Origin of the sequence: Paenarthrobacter sp. NPDC090522 (assembly GCF_044769225.1) — a bacterium.
GTDB lineage: Bacteria > Actinomycetota > Actinomycetes > Actinomycetales > Micrococcaceae > Arthrobacter.
This window is the reverse complement of the sequence record NZ_JBIVXL010000003.1, coordinates 84,512-110,426: the sequence shown is the minus strand read 5'-3', so window position 1 is coordinate 110,426 and position 25,915 is coordinate 84,512. Positions and strand designations below refer to the sequence as shown.

At 64.1% G+C, this 25,915-nt stretch carries 25 protein-coding genes; 12 read left to right on the top strand and 13 right to left on the bottom strand.

Going from position 1 to position 25,915, the window contains the following annotated elements:
- Window positions 1–28: 28 nt before the first annotated feature.
- On the top strand, window positions 29–868 hold the full coding sequence (locus ACIQT2_RS04455; RefSeq protein WP_402943957.1) for an HpcH/HpaI aldolase/citrate lyase family protein: 840 nt from the start codon (window positions 29–31) through the stop codon (window positions 866–868).
- Between the two features lie 79 nt (window positions 869–947).
- Here ACIQT2_RS04455 and ACIQT2_RS04450 read toward each other — a convergent pair whose 3' ends face one another.
- The 7 genes from ACIQT2_RS04450 to ACIQT2_RS04420 are packed head-to-tail and all read right to left on the bottom strand — an operon-like array spanning window position 948 to window position 8,209.
- The gene (locus ACIQT2_RS04450) at window positions 948–2,069 is read right to left on the bottom strand and encodes a Gfo/Idh/MocA family protein (RefSeq protein ID WP_402943954.1); all 1,122 of its coding nucleotides are present in this window, start codon (window positions 2,067–2,069) and stop codon (window positions 948–950) included.
- Window positions 2,054–2,755 (bottom strand): ThuA domain-containing protein, encoded by a 702-nt coding sequence (locus tag ACIQT2_RS04445; RefSeq protein WP_402943951.1) that lies wholly within the window; start codon window positions 2,753–2,755, stop codon window positions 2,054–2,056. The genes ACIQT2_RS04450 and ACIQT2_RS04445 overlap by 16 nt, the downstream gene beginning before the upstream one ends.
- A 34-nt stretch (window positions 2,756–2,789) precedes the next feature.
- Window positions 2,790–3,794 carry a sugar phosphate isomerase/epimerase family protein gene (locus tag ACIQT2_RS04440; protein ID WP_402943948.1) on the bottom strand — a complete coding sequence of 335 codons (1,005 nt, stop codon included), beginning with the start codon at window positions 3,792–3,794 and terminating at the stop codon, window positions 2,790–2,792.
- A complete protein-coding gene (locus ACIQT2_RS04435) occupies window positions 3,791–5,035 on the bottom strand; it encodes a Gfo/Idh/MocA family protein (RefSeq protein WP_402943945.1) in 1,245 nt (414 codons plus the stop codon). The genes ACIQT2_RS04440 and ACIQT2_RS04435 overlap by 4 nt, the downstream gene beginning before the upstream one ends.
- A gap of 12 nt (window positions 5,036–5,047) precedes the next feature.
- The gene (locus ACIQT2_RS04430; protein ID WP_400331383.1) at window positions 5,048–5,953 is read right to left on the bottom strand and encodes a carbohydrate ABC transporter permease; all 906 of its coding nucleotides are present in this window, start codon (window positions 5,951–5,953) and stop codon (window positions 5,048–5,050) included.
- A 1-nt stretch (window position 5,954) separates the two neighbouring features.
- Window positions 5,955–6,884 (bottom strand): carbohydrate ABC transporter permease, encoded by a 930-nt coding sequence (locus ACIQT2_RS04425; RefSeq protein WP_402943942.1) that lies wholly within the window; start codon window positions 6,882–6,884, stop codon window positions 5,955–5,957.
- On the bottom strand, window positions 6,881–8,209 hold the full coding sequence (locus ACIQT2_RS04420) for an extracellular solute-binding protein (protein WP_402943939.1): 1,329 nt from the start codon (window positions 8,207–8,209) through the stop codon (window positions 6,881–6,883). The genes ACIQT2_RS04425 and ACIQT2_RS04420 overlap by 4 nt, the downstream gene beginning before the upstream one ends.
- 210 nt (window positions 8,210–8,419) lie before the next feature.
- Here ACIQT2_RS04420 and ACIQT2_RS04415 point away from each other — a divergent pair, with 210 nt between their 5' ends.
- The 3 genes from ACIQT2_RS04415 to ACIQT2_RS04405 all read left to right on the top strand — a co-directional run bounded on the left by ACIQT2_RS04415 (window position 8,420) and on the right by ACIQT2_RS04405 (window position 11,452).
- Window positions 8,420–9,478, top strand: a complete 1,059-nt coding sequence (locus ACIQT2_RS04415) for a LacI family DNA-binding transcriptional regulator (RefSeq protein ID WP_402943937.1) — start codon at window positions 8,420–8,422, stop codon at window positions 9,476–9,478.
- A gap of 182 nt (window positions 9,479–9,660) precedes the next feature.
- Window positions 9,661–10,023 carry a hypothetical protein gene (locus ACIQT2_RS04410; RefSeq protein ID WP_402943935.1) on the top strand — a complete coding sequence of 121 codons (363 nt, stop codon included), beginning with the start codon at window positions 9,661–9,663 and terminating at the stop codon, window positions 10,021–10,023.
- A gap of 52 nt (window positions 10,024–10,075) precedes the next feature.
- Window positions 10,076–11,452, top strand: coding sequence for a hypothetical protein (locus tag ACIQT2_RS04405; RefSeq protein ID WP_400331397.1), 1,377 nt, complete (start codon window positions 10,076–10,078; stop codon window positions 11,450–11,452).
- A 16-nt stretch (window positions 11,453–11,468) separates the two neighbouring features.
- On the opposite strand, the gene ACIQT2_RS04400 is transcribed toward ACIQT2_RS04405, so the two are convergent.
- Window positions 11,469–12,920, bottom strand: coding sequence for a lipase maturation factor family protein (locus ACIQT2_RS04400; protein WP_402943932.1), 1,452 nt, complete (start codon window positions 12,918–12,920; stop codon window positions 11,469–11,471).
- Between the two features lie 99 nt (window positions 12,921–13,019).
- Here ACIQT2_RS04400 and dxr point away from each other — a divergent pair, with 99 nt between their 5' ends.
- The 6 genes from dxr (at window position 13,020) to ACIQT2_RS04370 (ending at window position 18,811) form a co-directional block, all read left to right on the top strand.
- Window positions 13,020–14,204, top strand: coding sequence for a 1-deoxy-D-xylulose-5-phosphate reductoisomerase (dxr, locus tag ACIQT2_RS04395; RefSeq protein WP_402943929.1), 1,185 nt, complete (start codon window positions 13,020–13,022; stop codon window positions 14,202–14,204).
- A 39-nt stretch (window positions 14,205–14,243) separates the two neighbouring features.
- Window positions 14,244–15,575 (top strand): M50 family metallopeptidase, encoded by a 1,332-nt coding sequence (locus ACIQT2_RS04390; RefSeq protein WP_400331405.1) that lies wholly within the window; start codon window positions 14,244–14,246, stop codon window positions 15,573–15,575.
- A gap of 59 nt (window positions 15,576–15,634) precedes the next feature.
- Window positions 15,635–15,928 (top strand): YciI family protein, encoded by a 294-nt coding sequence (locus ACIQT2_RS04385; RefSeq protein WP_397323971.1) that lies wholly within the window; start codon window positions 15,635–15,637, stop codon window positions 15,926–15,928.
- 46 nt (window positions 15,929–15,974) lie between these two features.
- The gene (gene ispG, locus ACIQT2_RS04380; protein ID WP_387433889.1) at window positions 15,975–17,141 is read left to right on the top strand and encodes a flavodoxin-dependent (E)-4-hydroxy-3-methylbut-2-enyl-diphosphate synthase; all 1,167 of its coding nucleotides are present in this window, start codon (window positions 15,975–15,977) and stop codon (window positions 17,139–17,141) included.
- Window positions 17,104–17,982 (top strand): DUF4081 domain-containing protein, encoded by an 879-nt coding sequence (locus tag ACIQT2_RS04375; protein ID WP_402944364.1) that lies wholly within the window; start codon window positions 17,104–17,106, stop codon window positions 17,980–17,982. The genes ispG and ACIQT2_RS04375 overlap by 38 nt, the downstream gene beginning before the upstream one ends.
- Before the next feature lie 88 nt (window positions 17,983–18,070).
- Window positions 18,071–18,811, top strand: coding sequence for a hypothetical protein (locus ACIQT2_RS04370; RefSeq protein ID WP_402943926.1), 741 nt, complete (start codon window positions 18,071–18,073; stop codon window positions 18,809–18,811).
- 59 nt (window positions 18,812–18,870) lie between these two features.
- On the opposite strand, the gene ACIQT2_RS04365 is transcribed toward ACIQT2_RS04370, so the two are convergent.
- Genes ACIQT2_RS04365 through ACIQT2_RS04355 form a run of 3 tightly spaced genes read right to left on the bottom strand, consistent with a single transcriptional unit; the run spans window position 18,871 to window position 21,013 of the window.
- Entirely contained in the window at window positions 18,871–19,473 is a 603-nt protein-coding gene (locus tag ACIQT2_RS04365) for a TetR family transcriptional regulator (protein ID WP_400331410.1), read from the bottom strand.
- Window positions 19,470–20,213 (bottom strand): ABC transporter permease, encoded by a 744-nt coding sequence (locus ACIQT2_RS04360; protein WP_402944361.1) that lies wholly within the window; start codon window positions 20,211–20,213, stop codon window positions 19,470–19,472. Before ACIQT2_RS04360 ends, ACIQT2_RS04365 begins: the two co-directional genes overlap by 4 nt.
- Before the next feature lie 8 nt (window positions 20,214–20,221).
- The gene (locus ACIQT2_RS04355; protein WP_402944359.1) at window positions 20,222–21,013 is read right to left on the bottom strand and encodes an ABC transporter ATP-binding protein; all 792 of its coding nucleotides are present in this window, start codon (window positions 21,011–21,013) and stop codon (window positions 20,222–20,224) included.
- Between the two features lie 474 nt (window positions 21,014–21,487).
- On the opposite strand from ACIQT2_RS04355, the gene ACIQT2_RS04350 reads away from it, so the two are divergent.
- Both ACIQT2_RS04350 and ACIQT2_RS04345 read left to right on the top strand, forming a co-directional pair.
- The gene (locus ACIQT2_RS04350) at window positions 21,488–23,299 is read left to right on the top strand and encodes a proline--tRNA ligase (protein ID WP_402943922.1); all 1,812 of its coding nucleotides are present in this window, start codon (window positions 21,488–21,490) and stop codon (window positions 23,297–23,299) included.
- Window positions 23,296–24,090 (top strand): sulfite exporter TauE/SafE family protein, encoded by a 795-nt coding sequence (locus ACIQT2_RS04345; RefSeq protein ID WP_402943920.1) that lies wholly within the window; start codon window positions 23,296–23,298, stop codon window positions 24,088–24,090. Before ACIQT2_RS04350 ends, ACIQT2_RS04345 begins: the two co-directional genes overlap by 4 nt.
- Before the next feature lie 3 nt (window positions 24,091–24,093).
- Here ACIQT2_RS04345 and ACIQT2_RS04340 read toward each other — a convergent pair whose 3' ends face one another.
- Window positions 24,094–25,086 carry an aminoglycoside phosphotransferase family protein gene (locus ACIQT2_RS04340; RefSeq protein ID WP_402944356.1) on the bottom strand — a complete coding sequence of 331 codons (993 nt, stop codon included), beginning with the start codon at window positions 25,084–25,086 and terminating at the stop codon, window positions 24,094–24,096.
- Window positions 25,087–25,135: 49 nt separating this feature from the next.
- Window positions 25,136–25,864, bottom strand: coding sequence for a VIT family protein (locus ACIQT2_RS04335; RefSeq protein ID WP_400331420.1), 729 nt, complete (start codon window positions 25,862–25,864; stop codon window positions 25,136–25,138).
- Window positions 25,865–25,915 lie beyond the last annotated feature (51 nt).

The following is a 25,915-nucleotide window of genomic DNA, read 5'->3' as shown; positions in this document are numbered from 1 at the left end:
AACGTCCGCCCAGCAGCAAGGAATCCTAATGCCTTCTTCCGATGCCATTCCCTTCACCATGGGTCCGGCCCTATTGTTCTGCCCGGCCGATCGTCCGGAGCGGTTCGGCAAGGCAGCGGATCGCGCCGACGCCGTCATCCTGGACTGGGAAGACGCCGTGGCGCCCGCGGACAAGCAGCGTGCACGGGAAGCGGTCCTCGCGCAGCAGGGCGCCGGCGGCTTGGAGCCGTCCCGGACCATTGTCCGCGTGAATCCGGTGGGGTCGCCCGACTTTGAGCTCGACCTCGCGGCTTTGGCGAAGACGCCCTACCGGACCGTCATGCTCGCCAAGGCGGAGAACGCGTCCCAGCTGAAGGCGCTGGAGGGCTACCGCGTCATTGCCCTGTGTGAGACGGCCGCCGGTGTGGTCAACGCTGCGTCCATTGCCGCGGAAGCGAACGTGGTGGCGCTGATGTGGGGCGCCGAAGACCTGCTCGCGTCGCTGGGTGGCCTGTCCAGCAGGAACGACGACGGCGGGTACCGGGCGGTTGCGCTGCACTCCCGTTCCGCTGTACTGCTTGCAGCGAAGGCCGCAGGCAAGGAAGCCATTGATGCCGTGTACGTGAACATTCCTGACCTGGACGGCCTTTCTGCCGAGGCGGAGGACGCCGTGGCCAGCGGCTTTGGAGCGAAGGCCTGCATTCACCCGAACCAGGTGGCGGCGGTGCGGGAGGCCTATGCCCCTGCCTCGGAAGCGGTCGCCCACGCTTCGGAGCTGCTTGAAGCCGCAACTGCTGCAGGCTCAGGAGTGTTCCAGTTCAAGGGAAAGATGATCGACGGACCCATCCTGAAGCACGCAGAGTCGGTGCTGCGCAGGGCAGGTCTCTAAGCCGGCGCGAGGTGGCACTTCATGCCAATGTTTCGTGAAACACTGCCATCACATGCCACCTCGGCGCGGGCACGAAGCGCTACGCCCGGACGGCAGCCGCCAGCTCCGTCAAAGGGACGGCGGCAGGTCGCTGCACCGTGCTGGTGATGGGCACTGCCACTCCTGACGTGGCGGATTCCAACACCGATTCCATAACCTCAAGGGCATGGAACGCCAGCTGACCACCAGCGCGGGGTTCCTGCCCGGACGGCGTTGCGGCGACGTCGGCGATCCCGAAGCCCCTGCCCGAATCCACGTAGCCGGCCGAGACCGGCAGCGTCTCCCAATCCTCGGCGCCAAGGGCGAACAGTTGCACTTCGCCCTCGAAATGGTTGGGGTCCGGCACCACGAGCGAGCCTTTTTCGCCGTGGATTTCGATGTTGGGGCTCTTGGTCTTGACCGCGTCGAAGCTCATGAAGAGCGTGGACAGGGCACCGGAAGCGTGGACCAGGACTCCGCTCACATGCGAGTCGATGTCCACGGGAACCTGCTGGCCTTCGCGGGGACCGGAACCGATGGTCCGCTCGGTCCGCGTGTGGCTTGCCGCGCCCAGCACCGAGACCACCGGACCCAGCAGCGTCACGAGCGCCGAGACGTAGTAAGGGCCCATATCCAGGAGGGGTCCGCCGCCGGGCTGGTAGTAGAAGTCCGGGTTCGGGTGCCACCGCTCGTGGCCCGGTGTGGCCATGGTGGCGGTGGCCGAAACCGGGGCGCCGATCAGGCCGTCGTCGATCGCCTTGCGGGCCGTCTGGATGCCTGTACCCAGGACGGTGTCCGGCGCGCAGCCCACCACCACGCCCGCGGCGCGGGCGGCTTCGAGGACCTGGCGCGCCTCGGAGGTGGTGGCAGCCAAGGGCTTTTCGCCGTAGACGGATTTCCCGGCGGCGATGGCCTTCAGCGCGATCTCGGCGTGGGCTGCCGGGATGGTCAGGTTCAGGACCAGGTCGATGTCATCTGCTGCCAGGAGGTCTTCCACGGACACGGCCCGGACATCATCGTGGGAGTCGGCTACGGCCTGGGCGCGGGAGGAATCGAGGTCGGCTACGGCCACCAGGTTGATCGATTCGAGGCGGCGGAAGTTGGTGAGGTACTGCTCCACGATCTTGCCGCAGCCGATGATGCCGACGTTGAGGTCAGTGCCGCTGTTCAACGGGTTGCCCACAGCATGCCCCTTTCAATGATGGTGCGTACGTTGGTGTCCTCAAGGACTTCGACGCGGTGCCCGGGGGTGCAGACGAAGATGCGGCCTTTGCCCCATTGGCGGGTCCAGATGGCGGGTGAGGTGACTTCGCGGTGCCACGGGTCCCATTCGCGGACCTTCTGGGTGGTGGTTGCCAGGACGTCGATGTAGTCGTCGGCGAGGACCCAATATTGCTCAGTGACCAGGTCAAAGTCGGACAGGCCGGCGGTGATGGGGTGTCCTGCGGCGGCCGGCAGCAGGTTCACGGTGTAGGGGACGTAGTTGTCTGATTGTTCTCCGACACGTTCCTCCGGGTGTTTGCCGGGATGGCAAGCGAACTGGCCACCGATCAGGTGGAGGTAGTCGGAGTTGTTGCGGTAGGAATCGGCGATGCCACCGTGCCATCCGGCCAGTCCGGTGCCGTTCTCTACCGCTGTCCGCAAGCCTTCGAACTCGTCCTTCTCGATGGTGGACATGGTCATGCACTGCACGATCAGGTCCACTGAGGCCATGTATTCGGGGTCGGCATAGATCTTGGGCGACTCCTCGACGCGGACCTCGAATCCTTGGGCTTTGAGGTAGGGGATGAAGAGTTCGGTGGCCTCGACGGGCTGGTGTCCGTCCCAGCCGCCGCGGACCACCAGGGCGCTCTTGGTGTTGTTTGTCATGGTTTCCTTCGTTTCGGGGCGTATCCGTTGGTGTCTATCGCGTGGCGAAGGCGGCATCGAAAGCCGCGGCCGGAGGTTGGATCGTGGCGAGGTCACGGACCATGGCCAAGGCCTGAGGGGCACCGACCAACCGGTCCATTCCGGCGTCTTCCCATTCGATGCTGGTGGGGCCGTCGTAGCCGATCGCGTTGAGGGTCCGGAAGATGGGTTCCCAGACCACATCGCCGTGGCCGGCAGTGACGAAGTCCCAGCCGCGTCGGGGGTCGGCCCACGGCAGGTGCGAGCCCAGGCGACCGTTCCGGCCATTGAGTTGGCGGACGGATTCCTTCACGTGGACGTGGAAGATCTTGTCCGCGAAGTCCTGGAGGAACATCACCGGGTCCAGGTCCTGCCAAATGAAATGGGAGGGATCAAAGTTGAGCCCAAAGTTCTCCCGGTGTCCGATCGCCTCCAGCGTCCGCTTCGCAGTCCAGTAGTCGTAGGCGATCTCGGAGGGGTGGACTTCCAAGGCGAAGCGCACACCGACCTCGTCAAAGACGTCCAGGATGGGATTCCACCGGTCGGCGAAGTCCTGGTAGCCGCGTTCGATCATTCCCTCCGACGCGGGCGGGAACATCGCCACGCATTTCCAGATGGAGGAACCCGTGAAGCCGGTGACCGTCTTGACGCCTAGCTTGGCAGCCGCGCGGGCCGTGGTCTTCATGGCTTCCGCGGCGCGCTGCCGGACACCGTCAGGGCCGCCGTCACCCCAGACCGCGGGGGAGAGGATATCCCTGTGCCTTTCATCGATGGGATCGTCACACACTGCCTGTCCCGTGAGGTGGTTGGCGATCGCATGGACTGAGAGGTTGTGCTTGTCCAGGATGTCCAGCTTGCTTTGCAGGTAGGCATCGTCTTCCACGATCCGCTGCGGATCCAGGTGGTCTCCCCAGCAGGCGATCTCCAGGCCGTCGAAGCCCCATTCGCCGGCCAGGCGCGCGACTTCCTCGAACGGCAGGTCTGCCCATTGGCCCGTGAACAATGTGACGGGCCGGTTCATGATGCCTCCTCGTGGACGTTTTCCCAGCGGCTGGCGTTGTTGGCGCTTTCCTCGACGGCGGCGAGCACCTTTTGGACCTGCAGGGCGTCAGCGAACGACGGCGAGGGCTGCTCTCCGGCGTGGATGGCATTCACGAGGTCCACCACCTGATGCGTGAATCCGTGCTCATAGCCGAGTCCATGGCCCGTGGGCCACCAATTGGCCGTGTAGGGGTGCGTCGGCTCGGTGACCATGATCTTCCTGAAGCCTGCGTCCGGCTCCAGTGAGGCGTCGTAGAACTGGAGGGAGTTCATGTCCTCGAAGTCGAAGGCCAGGGATCCTTTGGTTCCGTTGAGTTCCAGGCGCATGGCGTTCTTGCGCCCCAGCGCAAACCGGGTGGCCTCGAAGATGCCGATGGGACCTTGGCGTGATCCGCCGTCGGTGCCTTGCGCGCCGGAGGGCCTGCCGCCGTCGTGCTTTGGCGCGAAACGGGCCGTGAACAGCGCCGCGTCATCCACCGTGACCGGACCCTTGGGCCCGTCCGGGCCGCCTTGTCCGCCGAGGCCTACCAAGTCGCCCGCGAGGGGGCGTTCCTTGACGAACGTTTCCAGGAGCGCGGAAACACCTGTGATGTCCATGCCGGTGATCCACTGGGCAGCATCGATGCTGTGCGCCCCAATGTCACCGAGGGAACCGGACCCGGACTTGGCTTTGTCCAGGCGCCACGTGAGCGGGGCGTTGGCGTCGGTCAACCAATCCTGCAGATACTGGGCCCGGACATGGCGGATGTCACCCAGGCGTCCTTCCTCCACCATCCTTTTGGCCAACGCGAGGGCCGGCGTCCGGCGGTAACTGAAGCCGCACATGGAGAGCACTCCGCGTTCAGCAGCGGCCTGGGCCACCACAGTCATCTTCTCCGCCTCAGCCACTGAATTGGCCAGCGGTTTTTCGCAGAGCACGTGCTTGCCGGCTTCAAGGGCAGCGATGGCGATCTCGGCGTGGGTATTGCCCGGCGTGCAGATATCGATCAGGTCGATGTCATCCCGGTCGATGAGCTGGCGCCAGTCCGTTTCCACCGAGTCCCATCCGTACTTGGCAGCCGCAGCCCGGACGCTTTCTTCGTTGCGGCCGGCCACCGCTGTCAGTTGCGGGGCGAGCGGAAGGTCGAAGAAGCGGGGCGCGGTACGCCAAGCGTGGGAGTGGGCGGCCCCCATGAAGGCGTAGCCCACCATGCCTACCCGCAAGGGTTTGCTGTCTGCCATGGGAATTCCTTTCTATTTGCTGAATCCGGCGGTCAGGCCACTGAGCAGCTGGCGGCGCCCTACGACGTAGAGCACCAGGATGGGGAGGGTGCTCAGCACCACCGAAGCCAGGACGGCCGGAATGTTGACGCTGTATTCGCCCTGGAACGTCCACAAAGCCAAGGGGAGGACACGCAGGTTGGGGCTCTGGGTGAGCACCAGGGGCAGCAGGAAGCCGTTCCACACATGGAGCCCGTTGTAGATGGACACGGTGACGATCGCGGGCCGGGTAAGAGGCAGCGCCAGTCGCCACATCGTTTGCCATTCGCTGCAGCCATCAAGCCGCATGGATTCGAAGAGCTCGTTGGGAACGTCCCTGATGAAGTTGGACAGAATAAGGACCGTCAGGGGGATGGCAAAGGCGATCGAGGGCAGCATGATGGCCAGGAGGCTGTCATAGAGGTTCAAGCGGATGATCATCAGGTAGATCGGGATAATCGTCGCCTGCAGCGGGATGGCCAGCCCCATGAGGAACATGCCATTCACCAGTTTGAGGAACCGGCCGCGGCCACGGACAATCGCGAAGGCGGCCATGAAGGAGATCAGGACCGTGGGGACCACGGCACCCAAGGTGACCATCACGCTGTTCATGAAGTATCTGGCGAAATCGGATTCGAGGACCAGCTGGTAGTTCTCGAACGTGGGCGAGGCAGGTGGCGCCAAGGGGTTCTGGCCGAAGTAGCCCTCTGACGTCTTCAGGCTGGTAATGACGATGTAGTACACCGGAATGATGATGACCGCGAGCCAGAGCCAGCCGCCAAGGCCGCCCGGAAGGTTGAGCCGCCGGATACGGGTCAGCAGGCCTTGCCGGTTGGCTGGTGGTTTGGTGGGCGAGCCTGTTACGGGCGATTGCTGCTGGGGTGTCAGAACTGTGCTCACGCTACATACCTTCCAATTGGCTGCCCTGCTTGTCCTTGCCACCCAGGCGTTGAAGGAACAGGGCCAATACGAGGCCGATGACGACGAGAATGACGGCGATGACGCTGGCCGGACCCATGAGGTTGGCCCGGAAGCCGCGCAGGTACATGTCCAGGGCCAGGATCCGCGTGGAGTTGCCCGGGCCGCCGCCCGTCAGGACGAAGATCAAGTCAAAGTAGGTCAGCGAACCCACCACCATCAGCGTGGATGATGTGATGATCGTGTACTTGAGCTGCGGGAGCGTGATGTGGAAGAACTGCTTGATGGTGCCCGCTCCATCGATCTGGGCGGCCTCGTACAAGGACTTGGGGATTTGGCGCACTCCACCTTGGTAAATGAGTGTGTGGAACGGCACGAACTGCCAGGCGATGACGAAGATGACCAAGCCAAGGGCAAGTTGGGGTACACCCAGCCAGTCCTGTGCCAGGAAGGGCAGTCCGAGGCCCATTGCCAGGCCGAAGTTCGGGTCCAGGAGGGCCTTGAAAGCGATGGCAACGGCTGCTGAGGACAACAGGAGCGGCAGGAAGTAGAGGACCGCCAGGGCGGCCCGGTACTTCTGGCTCCCGGCGGTGAAGACGCCCAGCAGGAGACTGATGGGGGTTTGGACGAGCCATGAAACGATCATGATCAGGAAGGTGAGACCGAGCGCGTTGTACAAGCCGGGATCGGCAAGGACGCTGAACCAATTGTCCAGCCCGGCGGCACCGATCGCCCCGATGCCGTCCCAGTTGGCGAAGCTCAGGAAGAGGACACCCACCAGGGGGACGAGAGCGAAGATGACAAAGAAGAGCAGCGCAGGCACGGTAAGCCATGCAAGTGCGGAGTTCTTCCGGCCCTCAGATGCGTCCACAGTCCGGCGGGCCGCCGTCCTGGCTGCAGTGGAGGTGCTCATTTGCCCAGGGTTGCGTTCATGTTCTCGGCGAACTGCTGCGGGGTGATCGACTTCAGGAAGAGTTGGTCGATGTTGTTAAGGAGGGCCTCGGCCGCGGTGGGGCTTAGTGCCTGGTCCCAGGACTGTTGGAACGTGGGCGCATTCTTGGCCAGGTCGTAGACGAAGTTGAGGAAGTCCTTGTCCGGAGAGGACGAAAGCTTGCCTTCAATACCATTCACGATCGGTACGGAACCCGAGTTGATGTAGGCGTCAATGACCGTGTCAGTCATGATGCCGTCCTTGAAGAACTTCTTGGCGGTCTCTTTTTCCTTGTCGGAGGCCTTCGACGAAATGGACATGTACTGCGCCGGGTTGCCTACGCCGCTCTTGGGATCGCCCTTGCCGCCAGCCACCGTGGGGAACTGAACGAAGCCGAGTTTGCCGTCCTGGACAAAGTTTTGCCCGTCCTTCTTCATGGATCCATAGGTCCAGGAGCCATGAAGCATCATGGCGGCCTTGCCCGTGAAAAGGAGGGCTTGGTCGGCCTTGGAATCCGCGGTTATGGAAGAGAAGCCCTTGATGAAGCCATCGGCCGAGACGAGTTCCTGGATCTTGGTACCCGTTTCGATGACGGCCGGGTGCTTCCAGGCATCAGCCTTGCCTTCGAAGATCGCATTGAAGACCTCTGCACCTCCGATGCGGTCCAACAGGTACTCCAGCCACATCATCGACGTCCAGCGGGACTGGCCGCCCAGGGAGAAGGGCGCCACACCCATGTCATTGAACGTCTTCACCAAGGACATGATGTCGTCCCAGGTCTTGGGCGGCTGGACTCCGGCCTTCGCGAACAGATCCTTGTTGTAGTAGAGGACGATCGGTGCAACGGCCTGGTTGGGCAGCGCGTAGATCTTGCCTTTGACGGTGGCTGCGCCAAAGGACGATGGGAAGAACTTCTTTTTCAGGTCCGGGTTGGCATCGAACCATGCCGTCAGGTCTTCCACTTGGTTGGCCTCGGCGTAGGTCTTGAGGCCGCCTCCGCCCCAGCCGTAAACGATGGTCGGTGCCTGGCCGGCGCCGATGGCGGTCTTGATCTTCGTTTTGTAGGCGTCGTTTTGGAAGTACGTGATGCTGATCTTGTTGTCGGCATTCGCGGCGCCGAAAGCATCCGCTGCCTTCTGCATGATGCTCTGGTTCGGCTCTCCTGTCAGGAACCACATGCTGGCGCCGCCACCTGCGCCCGTTCCGCCGGGACCTGAGGTTCCACAGGCGGTGGTTGCCATGGCCGCGAAGGGCGTGAGGGCAGCGAGGGCCAGGAAGGAACGGCGGGAGGACTGGAATTGCTTCATTGCTTCTCCATGTGTTTTCGCATGATTGAACAAGGGAGTATTCGAAATGATTCGAAAAGTTTCGCTCACCTGATTTAGGTTGCGGTCTAAACTAAAGCGCAAACGTGTGCTCGTCAAGAGTTCTTCTGCTCATTTTCTGGAGGATGTTGCTTCACTGGGGTTGGTGCACGATGATCGAAGCACATCGAAATTTTTTCGAAAGCAGGATTCATGGGAAACAGCAGGGAGTCGGCCAAGCTGACGCTGGCCGCCGTTGCCAAGGAAGCCGGAGTTTCCACTCCAACGGTCTCCAAAGTGGTCAACGGCCGCGAAGACGTGGCCGAAGGGACCAGGGCGAGGGTCCTCGCAGCCCTGCAACGCACAGGCTACAAATCGCCGCTGCAGCGCCGGGCAGTTCCGGAACGCCGGGCCGTGGAGGTGGTCTTCGATTCACTGAATTCGGCCTACTCCGTGGAAGTACTCAACGGGATCATGGAACACGCCGCGGCATCGGACATGGAGGTGATCCTCTCGGTCACCAGCCGGGAAGGTTCCTCACCGCTGGGTCCGGAAGAGCGTGCCCAGCGGATGATCGACGAGGGCCGCAGCGGAATGATTGTGGTGACCTCGGCCTACAACTCCGCACAGTTGGAGGCCTTCCAACGGCGGCAGATTCCCATCGCCGTCGTCGATCCCCTCAATCCGCCACCGGCGGATGTCTGCAGTGTGGGTGCCAGCAACTGGGCCGGCGGAAAGGCCGCCACCACGCACCTGCTGGAGTTGGGACATCGGCACATCGCCTTCATCGGTGGTCCCAGTGAGGCCGAGTGCAGCCAGGCCCGCCTGCACGGCTACATGGCCGCGCTGATGGCTGAAGGCATCTCCGTGGACCACGAGTACGTCTCTGCCGGTGCGTTCCGGCCGTCCAACGGCGTCCGCGCCATGAAAACCTTGCTTGCCCTCGACAACCCACCCACGGCCATCTTTGCCGGGAGCGACAGCATTGCCCTGGGCGTCCTGGCGGAGGCGCGGAGGCAGCACGTCAGGATTCCGGACGACATGAGCCTGGTGGGATTCGACGGGACGCACCAAGCTGAACAGTCCGTACCGCCGTTGACCTCCGTCTCCCAACCACTGCAGGAAATGGGGCGCTCGGCCCTGCGGTTCATCCTCCGTCAAATGCATGGCGAGGACATCGACTCCCGCCGGGTGGAACTCGCCACCCACTTGGCGGTCCGCGAGTCCACGGCCCCGCCGCGTACGTCTCAGGTGGGCTCGGGCGTCCGCTGACCCTAACGTCCGCTGATCCTTCAGGCTCAGTTGCGATCCTTCGCCGCGTGTTGCGTCACGATCGGGTCATCCCGGCCACTTCTGGGTTGTGACCGGTGCGATCTTGGCCAGTCCTGACCACAGGCAGGTCAATCCCGGGACGGGTTTGATCGCACAGGTGAAAGCCAGCGAAGGAGAACCACGTGACCGATCTTCGAACCCCGGGGGCCGCGAAGCAGCCGCCGCACCGTTACCGATTGACGGTGCCCCACGCGGATGAAGCCGTCATCGCGTGGCTGGAACTGCAGGACAACCAGTCGCTGTCCATCCGCATGCTGATCCGGGAGAGCATTGCCCGTCAAGGCTATGTGGACATCGTCAACAGGCCCGTCGTGCAACTCCCCGCCGGCAGAGACCGTCCTGACGACAGCATCTCCAGTGAAGCTTCCGGCGCCGTGCCGGGGGAGCCCACGCCAACCCCCGCCGATCCCGGAGCCGCACCGGACAATCCGCCTGCGGCGGCGCCAGTTGACGTCAACCACCTCTTCGCCCAACTGCGGCGATAACGGCGCCCGCTGCAACCCGAACCACACCCACGCACACTGAAGGGACTTTCCCATGACCATTTCGACCAATCTCACCGGCGGCATCGACGTAGGCAATGGCTACGTCAAAGGAATCATCCGCGGACCGCTGGGTTCCGGTGGCTCCGATGGCGATGAGATCGACCTTCCCAGCGGCGTGGCACTTATCACCCGTTCCAATGCACTTCCAACACCGGACCGGGAGGCGCCGGCCCGGATGGAGGGCGACTTCTACAACGAATTGGATGTGAGCTTCGAATCGACACTGATCGGCGACACGTACCGGCGCCTCTTCGGCTTGAGGGCCCTGAGCGCCCAAGGAGCATTTGAGGAATTCGATGTCATTGGCCATCGGAGCAAAGCCCAGCAGGAACTGAGCAAGATCCTGGTCATGGGCGTGTTCGCAGCCAAGGCGGTCCGTGACCACGTGCGCGCCAACGGCTCATTGCCCCCGGGCGAGGAAGTCCTGAGTGTGCGTGCACGGGTGGCACTGGCGCTGCCCATCGATGAATACCTTTCGCATCGGACCAGCTATGCCGCAGAGTTCATGAACGGCGTCCACACGGTGACGGTGCACAATTTCGAGACGCCCGTGACCGTCAAGCTGCGCTTCATGGACGTGCAGGTCATACCGGAAGGCGCCTCCGCCCAATACGCGATCACCGCCAAGGGCGAGCCCTTGATGGAAGCGATGCTTGCCGATGTCCGCCGTCGGGGCCTTCCCCTGGACGGCATCACTCCGGGAGATGTCCTGGCCGCGCAGCACACCATCGGCATCGACATTGGCGAAGGAACCGTGAATTTTCCGGTTTTCACAGCGGGCCAGTTCAACGCCGATGCGTCCACGACGTTCAAGAAGGGCTACGGATCGGTGCTGACCGATGCCATGAAGGCCATGCGGGACCGCGGATTCCAGACCGGGTTCACCTCCCGCAAGCAACTCTCGGAGTACCTGCATGCCGGGCCGTCGCGGTTGAAGCTGAATTTTTACGACCGCGTCAAGGCATTCGTCGACGAAGAGACCATGTTCTTCGCGAAGGAAGTTGCCGAGCAGTTCGGCCGGGTCTTGGCCGTGGTAGGCGCCACCACGGAGGTTGCCTACGTCTATGGCGGGGGAGCCGGGGCCGGAGCTGTCAAGGAGTACCTGTACAGCGCTCTCCTGGCCAAGGCTGCGGAGATGAACAGCGAGGATTCATTCCCCACCCTGTACCTGGATTCGAGCTACTCACGGCACCTCAACCGCGAAGGCCTCTATATCGCGGCCGAAGCGGTGGAGCAGAAAGCCGTGACCGTACCAACCAGCAAGCGGAGCAGCAAGCGTGCTGCGGTGGATGAAACCGTCGCGGGGGAGGCTGCACCGGATGAGGCCACAGTCCACGGAGCCGCGGGGCTGGCCGACGCTGTGGTGTAGGCCTTGGTGCGGGCAACTAAGGAAGCCACCGGCGTCGCGTGTCCAGTGACAAAGGCGGGATGGCCTCGTAGAGGGGCACGCGCACCCAGCGTTGGCCGGTTTCCCTGAACTCGGCACGGCTGGCGAAACGGTACAGGAAGCTGCGCGCCCGCACCCAACGCGGCCGTTCGCCGTCGAAGGGGTCATGGCGAAGCAGTCCCAGCGTTGGCGCGTCGGCCGCCAGGAGCTTGTCCAGGAAAGCGTAGAACCAGTCCTCGTGGACGGTTCGCAGGGGCAGGAACCACATGAGCCAGTCCAGACGGAGGTGATAAGGCGCCCACTGCCGCGGCAACCGGCGGACATCACCGGGCTTGCCCTTGAATCCGTACTCCAGCCATCGATCGTCCGGCGCGTCCGGTTGCTCGTCCAGCGTCCCCTCCACCACCACCTCGACGCGTTGCTTGGTGACCGTCCCGAACGCTCCGTAGGCGTTGACCAGGCGCCACCGGTTAAAGCTTGCATTCATGAGCTGCCTGCGCGAAAACAGGTTGCGGAGCGGGCGGTAGCTGAGCACCAGCAACAGTGCCGTCACGGCCAGTACGACGCCGGTCCACCAGATCGGGGATTGGGCGCCCGGGTGCCACTCAAGTGGAATGAAGGGGAACACCGCGTGCGCCACGGGGTCGCTCACGGCAGCGAACGCCAAGACGATGGCCGCCCAGTTGAGCCAGGCGAAATTGCCGCTGGCCACCAGCCATAGCTGGGTGACGATGATGATCCCTGCGGCGATGCCTGCCAGTGGCTGGGGTGCGAACAGGAAGAAAGGGACCACCAGTTGGGCGATGTGGTTGCCGGCCACTTCCACCTTGTGCAAGGGCCGCGGGAGCAGGTGGGCCTGGCGGCTCAGCGGCCCGGGCATGGGCTGGGTCTCGTGGTGGTAGAACATGGCGGTCATGTCCCGCCACTCCCTTCCGCCGCGGATCTTGATCATGCCGGCGCCGAACTCCAGCCTGAAAACGAGCCAAACGATCAGGAGCAGGACGGTGGTGGGTGGGGGAGTCTGGTCCGAGCCAAGGAACGCCACGGTGAAACCTGCCTCCAGCAGGAGGATCTCCCAACCGAAACCGTAGAAGGTTTGGCCCACATTCACGATCGACATGTACAGGAACCACACGGCAAGGAACGCCAGCATGGGCACCCACGGCGGCCCTGCCTGTGGGACACCGAGCACAAGCGTCGCCGAGACCGCCAGGCCCACCCAGCAGACCAGGCGCAACAGCCGGTCCGAGTAGCGCCAGCGGAAGAGGGTGGGCCTGCCCATCCGCCGCGCCAAGTCCGCAACCGGAAGCAGGCCGCGCTCGCCCAGGAGTACCGGGAACTGGTTCAACGTGGACAGGAAGGCGAGGAAGTACAGCGCGGCGGTTCCACGTTGCAGGACCTGCCTCGCGAGCTCGTAATCCCGTGCGTCGACCCAGGAAAGCCACTCCACGATCCCCACGCTACGCCCGCTGGCCGGCGGTCAACAGGGTGTCCACCTGCGGGTGCTGCGGCGTTCACCGGGCACCGCTGCTACTGGGATACTGGAAGCATGCAGCCGCGAAAGATCGTCATCCTCGGGTCCACCGGTTCCATCGGCACACAGGCCATCGAGGTGATCGACGCCGCGCCGCATCTCTTCGAAGTAGTGGCCCTGAGCGCCGGTGGCGGGAACCCCGAACTGATCGCGCAGCAGGCCGTCCATGTCCGCGCCCAAGCCGTTGGAATCGCCCATGGCGACGGCGGCCAGTTGCGGCAGCTGATCGCCGCATTCGCGGCCTCCGCGGGACTGGGTGCCTATGAACCGGACATCTACGTGGGGCCGGACGCGTCTACCCACATTGCCGCCATCGCCTGCGATGTGGTCCTTAACGGTATTACCGGATCCATTGGACTTGCCCCAACGCTGGCGGCCCTGGGGTCGGGCGCCACGCTGGCGCTCGCCAACAAGGAGTCCTTGATTGTTGGCGGCGCCTTGGTGAAGGCGGCCGCCCGGCCGGACCAGATTGTTCCCGTGGATTCGGAGCATTCCGCCATCGCGCAGTGCCTGCGTTCCGGCACGGCCGGCGAAGTGGACAAACTGATCCTCACTGCTTCCGGTGGTCCGTTCCGCGGACGAACGCGGGAGCAACTCCAAGAGGTCACGCCGCAGGAAGCACTCGCGCACCCGACCTGGGACATGGGCCTGATGGTCACTACCAACTCCGCCAGCCTGGTGAACAAGGGGCTGGAAGTGATCGAGGCACACCTGCTGTTCGATGTTCCCCTGGACAGGATCGATGTGGTGGTACATCCCCAGTCGGTGGTCCACTCCATGGTCCAGTTCATTGACGGCTCCATCATCGCGCAGGCCTCACCGCCGGACATGCGCCTGCCCATAGCGTTGGGCCTTGGCTGGCCGGACCGGGTGCCACGCGCTGCCCAGGCCTGTGACTGGACGCAAGCCACCAGTTGGACCTTCGAGCCCCTGGACTCTGTGGCGTTTCCGGCCGTTGACCTTGCCAAGGACGCCGCGAAGCAGGGGAGTACGTTCCCGGCGGTTTTCAACGCAGCCAACGAGGAAGCCGTGGAGGCGTTCCATGCCGGCCGCATCCGCTTCACGGACATCGTGGATACTGTGGAGTCCGTCCTCAGCGAACATTCAGGGTCCTCCGAGCTAACGGTGGAGTCGGTGCTGGATGCTGAGGTGTGGGCACGTGCCCGTACCCACGATCGTTTAGCCACCAGCACCTCATAGCCATACCTACCCAGCCTTGATGGAAGCAGTCCCAGCCGCATGAGTCCCGTCCTTCTCTTCATCCTCGGAGTCGTTTTCGTCGCCATCGGCGTCGCCGTCTCCATCGCGCTTCACGAAGTGGGCCACTTGGTTCCCGCGAAGCTCTTCAAGGTGCGCGTGACCAAGTACATGATTGGCTTCGGTCCCACCCTGTGGTCCCGCAGGAAGGGTGAAACCGAGTACGGGTTCAAAGCACTTCCGCTCGGCGGATACGTGGCGATGATCGGCATGTACCCGCCCAACAAGGAAGACGGCGGTGTCCGCCCGTCCAGTACGGGCATGTTCCAGACCTTGGCTTCCGAAGCCCGCTCCGTGGCGCACGAGGAAGTTGGCCCCGGCGACGAGAACCGGGTGTTCTACAAGCTGCCGGTGTGGAAAAAGATCATCATCATGCTCGGCGGTCCCGCCATGAACATGCTCATTGGGCTGGTGCTCACGGCCGTCCTCCTCATGGGATTCGGTACCGCGCAGGCAACCACCACTATCGCCGACGTCTCCAAATGCCAGGTGGCCGCAGGGCAGACCGTGGATCCGGATTCCGCCGACTGCAAGCCCACCCCGGCCGCGGCGGCAGGACTCCAGCCCAACGACACCGTCAAGACCTTCGACGGAAAACAGGTCACCAGCTGGGATGAACTGACGGGCTGGATCAGGGCCTCCGCGGGCAAGGAAGTTCCCATCACGGTGGAACGCAATGGGTCCGTCGTCTCCACCACAGTCACTCCGGTCCTCTCGTCCCGCCCGGTCATCGGTACCGACGGCCGCCAGGAGCAGGACGCCAGCGGCGTCCTGAAATACCAAGAGGTCGGGTTCCTGGGCATAGGCGCCCAAAGCGCCTTGGTGCCCCAACCGGCGTCGAGCGTTTTGCCCATGGCCGGGGAGAACATCAAGCAGATCTCCGGTGTGATCTTCAACCTGCCCGCCAGGGTGGTGGGTGTCGCCAAGGCCGCCTTCAGCGAAGAGCCCCGGGACCCGAACGGCCCCATCAGCGTGGTGGGCGTGGGCCGCGTGGCCGGCGAGGTCGCAGCCATGGAACAGGTGCCGTTGCAGGCCCGGATCGGAACGTTGGTGGGGCTGCTTGCGGGCCTCAACTTCGCCCTGGCGATCTTCAACCTCATCCCCTTGCTTCCGCTGGATGGCGGCCATGTGGCCGGTGCGCTCTATGAAGGCGTTCGACGCCGGGTGGCCGCCTTGCGCGGCAAGCCTGACCCCGGTGCGTTCGACATCGCCAAGCTCCTCCCGGCTACCTACGTCGTGGCCGCGCTCCTGATGGCCATGGGTGCGCTGTTGATCTACGCGGACATCGTCAAGCCGGTCAACATCTTTGGCTAGGCCGATTGGCGGGGCCTTCCGATGGCGGATCATGCGGCGGACCGGGATAGGCTAACTCCATGACTGTTTTCGCTGTTGAGTATGTGTACGTCGCCGAATCCGGCGCCCTCCGCGATGAAGCCCGCCCCGCCCACCGAGCCTGGCTCGGCGACCTGGCTGAAGAGGGCAAGCTCCTCGCGAGCGGCCCGTACGGTGACGGCGCAGGCGCGCTCCTCGTCTTCAAGTCCCAGGATGAGGCCGAACTCAATGAACTCCTGAAGAAGGATCCGTTCGCGGACGCTGGTGCCATCGCCGGAATCCGCACCACTGAATGGTCCCCGATCATCGGCCTCCTCTCGGACCACGTGTCCTAGTCCGGGCATCCCACCACCAGATACACCCCAAACCCAAGGAGTCCACGTGACCTCGGTCAGCCTGGGAATGCCAGCAGCCCCACCACCCGTCCTTGCCCCACGCCGTAAGACGCGGCAAATCAAGGTTGGATCCGTTGGTGTTGGCTCCGATTACCCCATCAGCGTGCAGTCCATGACCACCACGCCCACCACGGACATCAACGCCACGCTCCAGCAGATCGCCGAGTTGACGGCCTCCGGATGCGACATTGTCCGGGTTGCGTGCCCGTCCGCGGACGACGCCGAGGCGTTGCCGATCATCGCCCGCAAGTCCCAGATCCCCGTGATCGCGGACATCCACTTCCAGCCGAAGTACGTGTTCGCCGCGATCGAGGCAGGCTGCGCAGCGGTCCGCGTCAACCCGGGAAACATCCGCAAGTTCGATGACCAGGTCAAGGAAATCGCGGCCGCTGCCAAGGACCATGGCACGTCCATCCGGATCGGGGTGAATGCCGGCTCGCTGGAGCCCGGCATCCTCAAGAAGTACGGCAAGGCCACTCCTGAAGCATTGGTTGAGTCGGCAGTCTGGGAAGCCTCGCTGTTCGAGGAACACGGCTTCCACGACTTCAAGATCTCCGTGAAGCACAACGATCCCGTGGTGATGGTTGCCGCCTACGAGATGCTCGCAGAGAAGGGCGACTGGCCCCTGCACCTCGGCGTTACTGAAGCCGGCCCGGCGTTCCAGGGAACCATCAAGTCGGCCACCGCCTTCGGAGCTTTGCTGTCCCGTGGCATCGGCGACACCATCCGCGTCTCCCTCTCTGCACCGCCGGTGGAGGAGATCAAGGTGGGCAACCAGATCCTGCAGTCCCTGAACCTGCGTCCGCGCAAGCTGGAGATTGTGTCCTGTCCGTCGTGCGGCCGCGCCCAGGTGGATGTCTACACCTTGGCCGAGCAGGTGACCGCCGGCCTGGAAGGCATGGAGATCCCGTTGCGCGTGGCCGTCATGGGCTGTGTGGTCAACGGACCGGGCGAGGCCCGCGAAGCAGACCTTGGCGTGGCCTCAGGCAACGGCAAGGGACAGATCTTCGTGAAGGGCGAAGTCATCAAGACCGTGCCCGAAAGCCAAATTGTTGAGACACTGATCGAAGAGGCGATGCGCATCGCCGAAGAGATGGGGGAGGCCGATGGCGAAGATGCTGTCAAAGGTAGCCCCGTGGTTAGCGTCTCGTAACGGGACTGGCCTGGGCGTCAGGGTGCTCGGCGGTGCCGACACCCTGGCCCTTCGCGCGCTTGCGAACCAGGATCCCGTAGCCAACGTCTTCATCCTCGCCCACCTGGACAGCGTGGGGACGGCTGCGCCCACCAGCGGTGGAGCCAGCGTCATCGGCGTTTTCGACGACGACCGGCTCCTGGGAGCTTGTTGGGCGGGGGCCAACCTGGTTCCCGTGCAACTGGACCCCGAATGGGTGGGCGACGTGGCAGCAGCAGCCCATCAATCGGGTCGTCGTTATGCATCTATTTTCGGGCCTGCGGAAACCGTGCTGGCCCTTTACTCACGGTTTGAACAACTGGGCCACTATGCCCATGAGGTTCGTTCCCGGCAACCGCTCCTGACCATTTCGGGTGCGCCGGCCATTCCAGCCAACCCGTCGCTGACATTCGGTACCATGGCGGACTTCGAGCTCATCCTTCCGGCCTGCGCCGCCATGTTCGAGGAAGAAGTGGGGTACTCGCCCTATCTGGGCGGCCAGGACTTCTACAGCCGGCGCGTCGCAGGGCTCATCCGGCAAGGTCATTCCCTGGTTCATATCGATGCCCGGGGCACGGTGGTGTTCAAGGCCGAACTCGGCGCGGTCACGCAGGACGTCACCCAGGTGCAGGGCGTCTGGATGAATCCGGAGCTCCGTGGCCGTGGCCAAAGCGCAGGCTACATGGCCGCCGTCGTCAATCTTTCCCGGACCTTCGCTCCGGTGACGAGCCTTTACGTGAACGACTACAACTCGAAGGCCCGGGCAAGCTACGAGCGGGTGGGCTTCAAGCAAGCAGGAACGTTCGCAACTGTGTTGTTCTAGGCCCGGTTCCTTTTCCGCGCGTTGCAACTTGTAGTCTTATCCCGCTGACGTTCGTCAGCACATCACTCGACTTTCCTTTGGGGAACAAATGAATAAGAATGCTCTGCGCGGATTCGCCGTGTCAGGACTGTTGGTCATGGGGCTCACCGCATGTGGCGGTGCAGGCACGTCCACGGATGCAGCATCCGCTCCCGCCAGCGAATCGGCGACTGCGACACCTACGCCAACACCCACCCCGGCGAAGGAGTTCACGCTCGAAGATCTTAACGCCGTCCTCGCGAAGATGACAGATAAGCGCGGGACAAAGCTCAGCGTGACATCCACGGCCGACCTCTCCGGGTCCATGGCCCAAAGCAAGGCCTTGATGGAGCAAGTGGATGTCCAGCCGGCGGTGTGCAAGGACATGGCCATGGGATCACTCGCCCGGCCGTTGGAGGGGGTGAAGGCAGCCGTCGGCGTCAGCCAGGATGCGGCCTCTGGCAGCATCTCAACCATCTCGCTCGGCACCGGGCTGGGTGACGCCATCGCAGCCGAATTGGACGCGAGCAAGGAAAACCTCGCCAAGTGCGGCACCCTCACCATGAACGGACCCACCGGATCCAGCACCATGACGGTCACGGATCTTGGTGCCAAGAAGCCGGCCCATGCCACAGTCGCCTACCGGATGGACACGGCAGCTGCCACCGGCGAAAAGGGCTCGATGATCCTGGCCCAAACCATTGACGAGAATGTCTTGGTCTCGGTGATCGGGATCGGCGGCACGTCTGAAGCCGACGCCATCGAAAGCGTCTCGGCACTACTCGACCAAGCGGTGGAACTCATCAAGTAGCACCTGCTTTGGGCGGCAGTGGTTGGACCCGGCCCAGGGCCAACCACTGCTGGTGTTGCTCAGTCCAGTTCGCCCGTGAGGTACCGGTGGATGGTGGGAGTCACCATGCGCACCACGTCTTCTTCAGTGGCCGATGCCAAGGGCTCCAGCCGTACAACGTAGCGGGCCACCATGAGGCCGATCAGCTGCGAGGCCACCAGGTTGCCGCGGAGCTTGGCTTCCTGCTCGTCCACGGGAAGGCCTGTGGCGATCCGGGCCAAAACCGTCCTGCTCACCATTTCGCGGAGGAGTGCCGTCTTGGCCTTGGAGCCGATGGTGCCCCTGACGAAGGCCACCAAAGCGTGCTGCGCGGGCCCCTCCCACAGCCGCAGGATCGCTTTGACGATTGCCTCGGCGCGGGCGGAAGGGTCAAGGGCATCGACGCCGGCCAGGACCTCGGCGGGGTTGGCGGGCAACTCCACGCTCGCGGCAAAAAGTTCGTCCTTGCCTTTGAAGAAGTGGTGCACCATGGCCGGATCCACGGAAGCTTCTCGGGCAACCTGGCGCAGGCTGGTGCCATCGAAGCCCTGCTCGGCGAACAGCTTGCGGGCAGCCGTGAGGATCGCTTCCCTGGAATGGTCGCCGGCTCCCCGTCGGCCCCGGCGCAGGGGCTGCAAGCTCATGCAGTCTGCCTCCGTAGTGTCAGTGAGGCAAGGACCAGGACTCCCACCACGATTGCTCCCATCACCAGCGTGTCCTGCCAGAGTACCTGTGTTGCGTCGGTATTCCCGGCGATCTCCTGCAGCGCGTCCACGGAGAAGGTCAAGGGCAGGACTCCGGAGATGGAGTCGAGGACGTCATTCATGTGGTCGCGTGCCACGAACAGGCCGCACAACAGGATCTGCGGCACCACCACAACCGGCATGAACTGCACGGCTTGGAACTCGGTCCGGGCGAAGGCTGAACACAGCAGTCCCAAGGCAACGCCCAGCACGGCGTTGATGACGGCGATCATCACCACCAAACCGGGGCTGCCCTTGATGTCCAGATTGAAGACCCAGTAGGCCACTGCCGTGGCCACCAACGACTGCAACGCGGCCACGATGGAGAATGCCAGGGCATAGCCGAACAGCAGGTCGGCCTTGTGGATGGGCGTGGTAAGCAGCCGTTCCAGCGTCCCCGACGTCCGCTCGCGGAGCATGGTGATCGACGTGACCAGGAACATGACCACGAACGGGAAGATTGCAAGCATCATGAGCCCAACACGGTCGAAGGTGCGCGGGACGCCCGGAGGCAGGGTTTCATTCTCGAAAAGGAAGTACACCGCCGCGAGCAGCAGGGCCGGCACCACCAGGATGAGGCCAACGCTGCGGTGGTCGTGGCGCAATTGGCCCAGGACCCTGGCAGCGGTGGCCAAGGTCATGCGCGGATTCATGATGCCACCGTCCTTTCGTGACGGCCCAGCGTCGGGGCCGAAGTCCCCGGGCCTTCCTTGATCAGGGTCAGGAACGCCCGTTCCAGGTCTTTGCTCCGACCACGTTCGGCGAGTTGGTCCGGAGTCAGTTGTGCCAACAGCAGTCCGTCGCGCAGCAGCAGGAGCGAGGAACAATGAGATGCCTCTTCCATGACGTGGCTGGACACCAGCAGCGTGGTGCCGGTCTCCGCCATGGCCGCGAAGCGTTCCCAAAGCTCCGCGCGCAGCACCGGGTCCAGCCCCACGGTCGGTTCGTCCAGTACCAACAGTTTCGGGCGGGACACCAGCGCACACGCCAGCGACACACGGCTGAACTGTCCGCCGGACAGGTCGGCGGCCTTCCGGCGGGCAAAGTCCTGAAGCCCGACGGCGGCAATCGCCTCGCTGGCGTCGGCCGCCGTCGCGCTGTGCATGGCTCCGAAGTACCTGACGTTGCCCTCGACGCTCAAGTCCCCGTAGACGCTGGCGCCTTGGGTGACGTAACCGACGTCGTGCCTCAGTGCCGCGCTCCCGGCAGGCAGTCCCAGGACGGTCAGGGAGCCGTGGGTGAGGCGCTGGACGCCCACTATGCCGCGCATGAGCGTTGTCTTGCCGCTGCCGGAGGGGCCAAGGAGCCCAGTGATCCGACCACTGCCAACGGTGAAATCGAGACCGCGGATAATCCTGGTCCGGCCACGCGAGATGTGAAGTCCTGATGCTTCGATCGCACTGGCCTGCGTCCCTCCAGCGTGCTTGGCAACCCGGGACATGGCGACCTCCGAGACTGACAATTCATCACCTGATGAAATAAAAGTAGGTCCGTGCACCTCCTTGGTCAAGGCCGGATCATGCCCTGGAATCCTTGAAAAGGTGTCTCCAATCACATACATTCGTCCCTAGCCGTGTCGTTGGGGTGCGGGTGGCTAGGGGGAAATCATGACTTTGACCTTGAAGGTTGCTACACGCAGCTGCGCCACCCGTGAGTTCGGCAATGACCAATGCTTCCCAGTCGCAGGCGATCCCATTCCGCTGGAGGGAATGGGGGACTAGTCCCCGGACAGAGCCTGCGGCCGGCCGGCCGTTGAGCCACGCCTTCGCAGGATGACCAGCCGGATTCGGCCAGGGGCTTCCAGACGCGAGGGCGTGGCTCTTCTGTGTCCCGCGTTCCAGAGGGGCGGCGCGCAGCCGGTAGATTAGTACACAGTTCTTTTTGCCCTGACTGCCATAGAAACGGATAGGTACCCGTGGTCCTTCGCCTTTCCCAGTTGTTCCTGCGCACCCTGCGCGAAGATCCCGTCGACGCCGAGGTGGCCAGCCACAAGCTCCTGGTCCGTGCCGGCTACATCCGCCGCGCTGCCCCCGGCATCTACACGTGGTTGCCCTTGGGCCTGAGCGTGCTGCGCAAGGTGGAGGAAATCGTCCGCCAGGAGATGGCAGCCATCGGTGCGCAGGAAGTGCATTTCCCGGCGCTCCTTCCCCGCGAACCCTATGAGGCCACCAACCGCTGGACCGAATACGGCGAAGGCCTGTTCCGCCTCCAGGACCGCAAAGGCGCCGACTACCTCCTGGCACCGACGCACGAGGAGATGTTCACGCTGCTGGTCAAGGACCTGTACTCGTCCTACAAAGACCTGCCTCTGAGCATCTACCAGATCCAGAACAAGTACCGCGATGAGGCACGTCCCCGGGCGGGCCTCCTCCGCGGCCGCGAGTTCATCATGAAGGACTCATACTCCTTCGACGTCGACGACGCCGGCCTGGACGCCAGCTATGCGGCCCACCGTGCTGCCTACCTCAAGATCTTTGAACGGCTCGGCCTGGAGGTTATTCCGGTCGCGGCCACGGCCGGTGCCATGGGCGGCTCCAAGAGCGAAGAGTTCCTGTTCCCCACGGAGATCGGCGAGGACACCTTTGTGCGCTCGGCAGGCGGTTACTACGCCAACGTCGAGGCCGTCACCACGGTTGTTCCGGCCGACATCGACTTCAGCAACGCCCCCGCAGCGGAGGTGTTGGACACCCCGGATACTCCCACCATCGAAACGCTGGTGAACGCAGCCAACCAGCTCGCGCCCCGCAGCGAGGCCGACGGCGGCGCCTGGACTGCCGCTGACACGCTCAAGAACGTCGTCCTCGCCGTCACGCTCCCCACGGGTGAGCGCCAGATCGTGGTCATCGGCGTTCCGGGCGACCGAGCCGTAGACCTCAAGCGGGTTGAAGCGAACATCGGGGCCTTCCTGCCGATCGCCGGCGAGATCCAGCTCGAGGCTGCGAACGAGGAAGACCTCAAGAAGCTGCCGTGGCTGGTCAAGGGCTACATCGGCCCGGGTCTGTCCTTGGCAGAACCCGTCCTTGGCCTGGAAGGTTCCTCGAAGCTCCTGTTCCTGGTTGACCCCCGTGTGGTCTCCGGAACTGCCTGGGTCACCGGCGCCAACCAGGACGGAAAGCACGTTTTCGGGCTCGTTGCCGGCCGCGACTTCACCTGGGACGGCATCATCGAAAGCACGGAGGTCCGTGCCGGTGATGAGGCCCCCGACGGCTCGGGTCCGCTGGAAACCGCACGTGGCATCGAGATGGGGCACATCTTCCAGCTTGGCCGCAAGTACGCCGAGGCGCTGGACCTCAAGGTCCTGGACCAGAACGGCAAGCAGGTAGTGGTGACCATGGGCTCCTACGGCGTGGGTGTTACTCGCGCCGTCGCAGCCCTCGCCGAAGCCAACCATGATGACCGTGGATTGGTTTGGCCGCGAACGGTGGCCCCCGCCGACGTCCACGTGGTGGCCGTTGGCCGTGGCGACGAAATCTTCGAGGCCGCGGAGAAGCTGTCCGCCGAGTTGCAGGACGCCGGACTGGACGTCATCTACGATGACCGCCCCAAGGTTTCCCCGGGCGTGAAGTTCGGCGATGCCGAGCTCCTGGGCGTCCCCACCATCCTGGCCGTTGGCCGCGGACTGGTTGACGGCGTCGTGGAGATCAAGGACCGCCGCAGCGGCGACGCCGAGAACGTTTCGGTGGACAAGGCCGTGGACTACGTGGTCAACGCCGTCCGCGGCCGTTGATCTCCGGCTTCGAGTCGATCCAGCTCACCACGGTCATCCTGATCGTGGTGGCTGGATTCGCTGCCGGCTGGGTTGATGCGGTGGTGGGTGGCGGAGGACTGATCCAGCTTCCGGCACTGCTCCTGGTCCCGGGCATCACGCCCGTCCAGGCCCTGGCCACGAACAAGATGGGCTCCATCTTCGGCACCACTACGAGTGCCGTGACCTTCTACCGGCGTGTCGGTCCCGACCTTAAGACGGCCATCCCCATGGCCATCATCGCTTTGGCCGGAAGTTTTGGCGGAGCCATCCTGGCTGCGTCATTGCCGTCCAGCGTCTTCAAGCCCATCATCGTGGTGGCTCTCATCGCCGTCGCGGTCTTCACGGCACTGCGCCCCAATGCCGGCGAGCTGACGGCGCTCCGGCACGATGGCCACAAGCATTATGTGGTGGCATGCCTGATCGGGGCAGCCATCGGCTTCTATGACGGCCTGATTGGCCCAGGAACGGGCTCGTTCCTGGTTATCGCCCTGGTGTCGGCCATGGGGTACGCGTTCCTCGAAGCCAGCGCCAAAGCCAAGATCGTCAACATGGCCACCAACGCCGGGGCTTTGATCTTCTTCCTGCCGCATGGCTCCCTGCTGTGGGGACTCGGGCTGGTGCTGGGCGTGTCCAACATGGCCGGCGGCTACCTCGGTGCCCGGACGGCCGTGGCCAGGGGAAGCAGCTTTGTCCGCATTGTTTTCCTGATCGTGGTTGCCGCGCTCATCATCAAGCTTGGCGTGGACGTCTGGAACGACAACTTCGCGTAGGACTCAGGTGACCGCTTCGCCCGGACCAGGGAGGTCGTGCGCGGGCGGGAGGCCCGCCAGTGTTTTTCCGACGAGCGTACTGGCCACCCAGAGGGAACGGGCCAGATCGCCGGCATGCAATGGTTTCCGGGCGTACCACAGGGCATTCCCAACCTCCCGTGCAACACCCCACTGCCGGGCAGTTTCCGGGTCCAGGCCCGCGGCGAGGCTGAAGTCGGCACACCGTTCCCGCAAAGCTGCCTCGGGAGAGCTGCGCGGGAGGTCCTTGATACGGTTCCACAGGACCGGCGCAACCGCGAACTCGGCTTCGCCGACCTGCGGTTGCGGGTCGATCGCGAGGTATTCGCCGCCGTCGTGCTCCGCCAGGACGTTCATGTAGTGCAGGTCGGTGTGTACCAGTACATCCCTGCTGGAACGGCGGCCAACCGCTCCCCGGGTCTGGCAGACCTCGAGGGCTGCCTCCAGCAGCCAGCGGGGAAACGGACGGTTGAGCTGTTCCCAGTCCTGCGGCAGTTCATCGCTCCACCGCTCCGCCGTCGCGGCCACGTGCTCGAACGCCCGCCACTGCGGCCGCTCGTCGGGGCTGATGGAGAGGCGCCGCACAATGCCACCCCAGGCATCGCGGGCCACGTCCAGGGGAACGTCCTGCAGCCACGCAGAAGCATCAAGGCGCTCGAGCAGCATGGAGCAACTGCCGGCATCCGACTCCAGCATCCGTACGGCCCCGTGGCCGTTCCACAGGGTCAACGCATGGCGCTCCACCAACGCCTCGTCGTGGGGGTAGGCGATCTTGAGGGCGCCCTGGACGCGGTCCCGGAGGACAGGAACAACCAAGGCGCCGTGGCCGCTCCAGGGTTCGGTTCCGGGGGCCAGGTCAACCGTCAGGTCCCACCGGTCCAGGGAGTCCCGGATGAGCCCAGGCAGGCTTGCCAGCCAGTCACGTCCCGCGGAGTCGCGGTTGTACCTGGCGTGCAGGTCGCCCGGGATGGGGATCATGGCGTGGATTCTCACGCGATCAGCCTAGCGCCGCGGAGCGCCCGTGCTGTCAGAAAACGCCGCTGGCGCCCAACAGGCTGCCGATGGAGAACGTGGCTGCCAGCGCCAAGGCACCGCCCAGGACCACCCGCGCAGCCGCCCGGAACCTGGATGCGCCGCCGATCCACGCGCCCACGGCACCCGTGACCGCCAGGGCGAGCAGCACTGCGGCGAACGTCAACGGCACCCGGAGGCCGGGAGGCGGAAGGAGGATGGCCAGCATCGGGAGGATGGCTCCGAGCGTGAAGGCGACCGCGGAAGCGAAGGCAGCATTCCAAGGGCTGACGATGTCGTCCTCCTGGATGTTCAGCTCGGCGGACAGGTGGGCGGCCAAGGCATCATGCTCGGTCAACTCGAGGGCCACGGTGCGGGCGGTCGCAGCGCTGAGGCCCTTGGCCTGGTAGATCGCAGTGAGCTCCTCCAGCTCTTCCTCAGGCTGTTCGGCGAGCTCCCTGCGCTCCTTTTCAATGAGGGCCTTCTGGGTGTCGCTTTGGCTGCTCACCGAGACGTACTCGCCCAGGGCCATGGAAATCGCACCACCTACCAGCCCGGCAGTCCCGGCGGCCAGGATGCTGCCAGTGTTGGTGGTGGCACCGGCCACGCCCACCACGATCGCTGCAACCGAAACGATTCCGTCATTGGCCCCGAGGACGCCGGCGCGCAACCAATTGAGCCGGTGGGCGAGGTCGTCGCGGTGTGGTTCGTTCTCGTGCATCGTGGCAGGTTCTGTTGAAGCCATGCTCCAAGCCAAGCACCGCCATGCCGTCTCCGCCAGCATGGCAAGGCTGGC

What these genes read in the sequence shown, in the direction of transcription:
- ACIQT2_RS04370 (WP_402943926.1), top strand. Translation starts at nt 18,071, where the DNA reads ATGAATAAGAATGCTCTGCGCGGATTCGCCGTGTCAGGACTGTTGGTC.
- ACIQT2_RS04425 (WP_402943942.1), bottom strand. Translation starts at nt 6,884, where the DNA reads ATGAGCACCTCCACTGCAGCCAGGACGGCGGCCCGCCGGACTGTGGAC.
- ACIQT2_RS04420 (WP_402943939.1), bottom strand. Translation starts at nt 8,209, where the DNA reads ATGAAGCAATTCCAGTCCTCCCGCCGTTCCTTCCTGGCCCTCGCTGCC.
- ACIQT2_RS04340 (WP_402944356.1), bottom strand. Translation starts at nt 25,086, where the DNA reads ATGATCCCCATCCCGGGCGACCTGCACGCCAGGTACAACCGCGACTCC.
- ACIQT2_RS04375 (WP_402944364.1), top strand. Translation starts at nt 17,104, where the DNA reads ATGCTGTCAAAGGTAGCCCCGTGGTTAGCGTCTCGTAACGGGACTGGC.
- ACIQT2_RS04355 (WP_402944359.1), bottom strand. Translation starts at nt 21,013, where the DNA reads ATGTCCCGGGTTGCCAAGCACGCTGGAGGGACGCAGGCCAGTGCGATC.
- ACIQT2_RS04365 (WP_400331410.1), bottom strand. Translation starts at nt 19,473, where the DNA reads ATGAGCTTGCAGCCCCTGCGCCGGGGCCGACGGGGAGCCGGCGACCAT.
- ACIQT2_RS04335 (WP_400331420.1), bottom strand. Translation starts at nt 25,864, where the DNA reads ATGGCTTCAACAGAACCTGCCACGATGCACGAGAACGAACCACACCGC.
- ACIQT2_RS04415 (WP_402943937.1), top strand. Translation starts at nt 8,420, where the DNA reads ATGGGAAACAGCAGGGAGTCGGCCAAGCTGACGCTGGCCGCCGTTGCC.
- ACIQT2_RS04405 (WP_400331397.1), top strand. Translation starts at nt 10,076, where the DNA reads ATGACCATTTCGACCAATCTCACCGGCGGCATCGACGTAGGCAATGGC.
- ACIQT2_RS04360 (WP_402944361.1), bottom strand. Translation starts at nt 20,213, where the DNA reads ATGACCTTGGCCACCGCTGCCAGGGTCCTGGGCCAATTGCGCCACGAC.
- ACIQT2_RS04445 (WP_402943951.1), bottom strand. Translation starts at nt 2,755, where the DNA reads ATGACAAACAACACCAAGAGCGCCCTGGTGGTCCGCGGCGGCTGGGAC.
- ACIQT2_RS04440 (WP_402943948.1), bottom strand. Translation starts at nt 3,794, where the DNA reads ATGAACCGGCCCGTCACATTGTTCACGGGCCAATGGGCAGACCTGCCG.
- dxr (WP_402943929.1), top strand. Translation starts at nt 13,020, where the DNA reads ATGCAGCCGCGAAAGATCGTCATCCTCGGGTCCACCGGTTCCATCGGC.
- ACIQT2_RS04435 (WP_402943945.1), bottom strand. Translation starts at nt 5,035, where the DNA reads ATGGCAGACAGCAAACCCTTGCGGGTAGGCATGGTGGGCTACGCCTTC.
- ACIQT2_RS04385 (WP_397323971.1), top strand. Translation starts at nt 15,635, where the DNA reads ATGACTGTTTTCGCTGTTGAGTATGTGTACGTCGCCGAATCCGGCGCC.
- ACIQT2_RS04455 (WP_402943957.1), top strand. Translation starts at nt 29, where the DNA reads ATGCCTTCTTCCGATGCCATTCCCTTCACCATGGGTCCGGCCCTATTG.
- ACIQT2_RS04390 (WP_400331405.1), top strand. Translation starts at nt 14,244, where the DNA reads ATGAGTCCCGTCCTTCTCTTCATCCTCGGAGTCGTTTTCGTCGCCATC.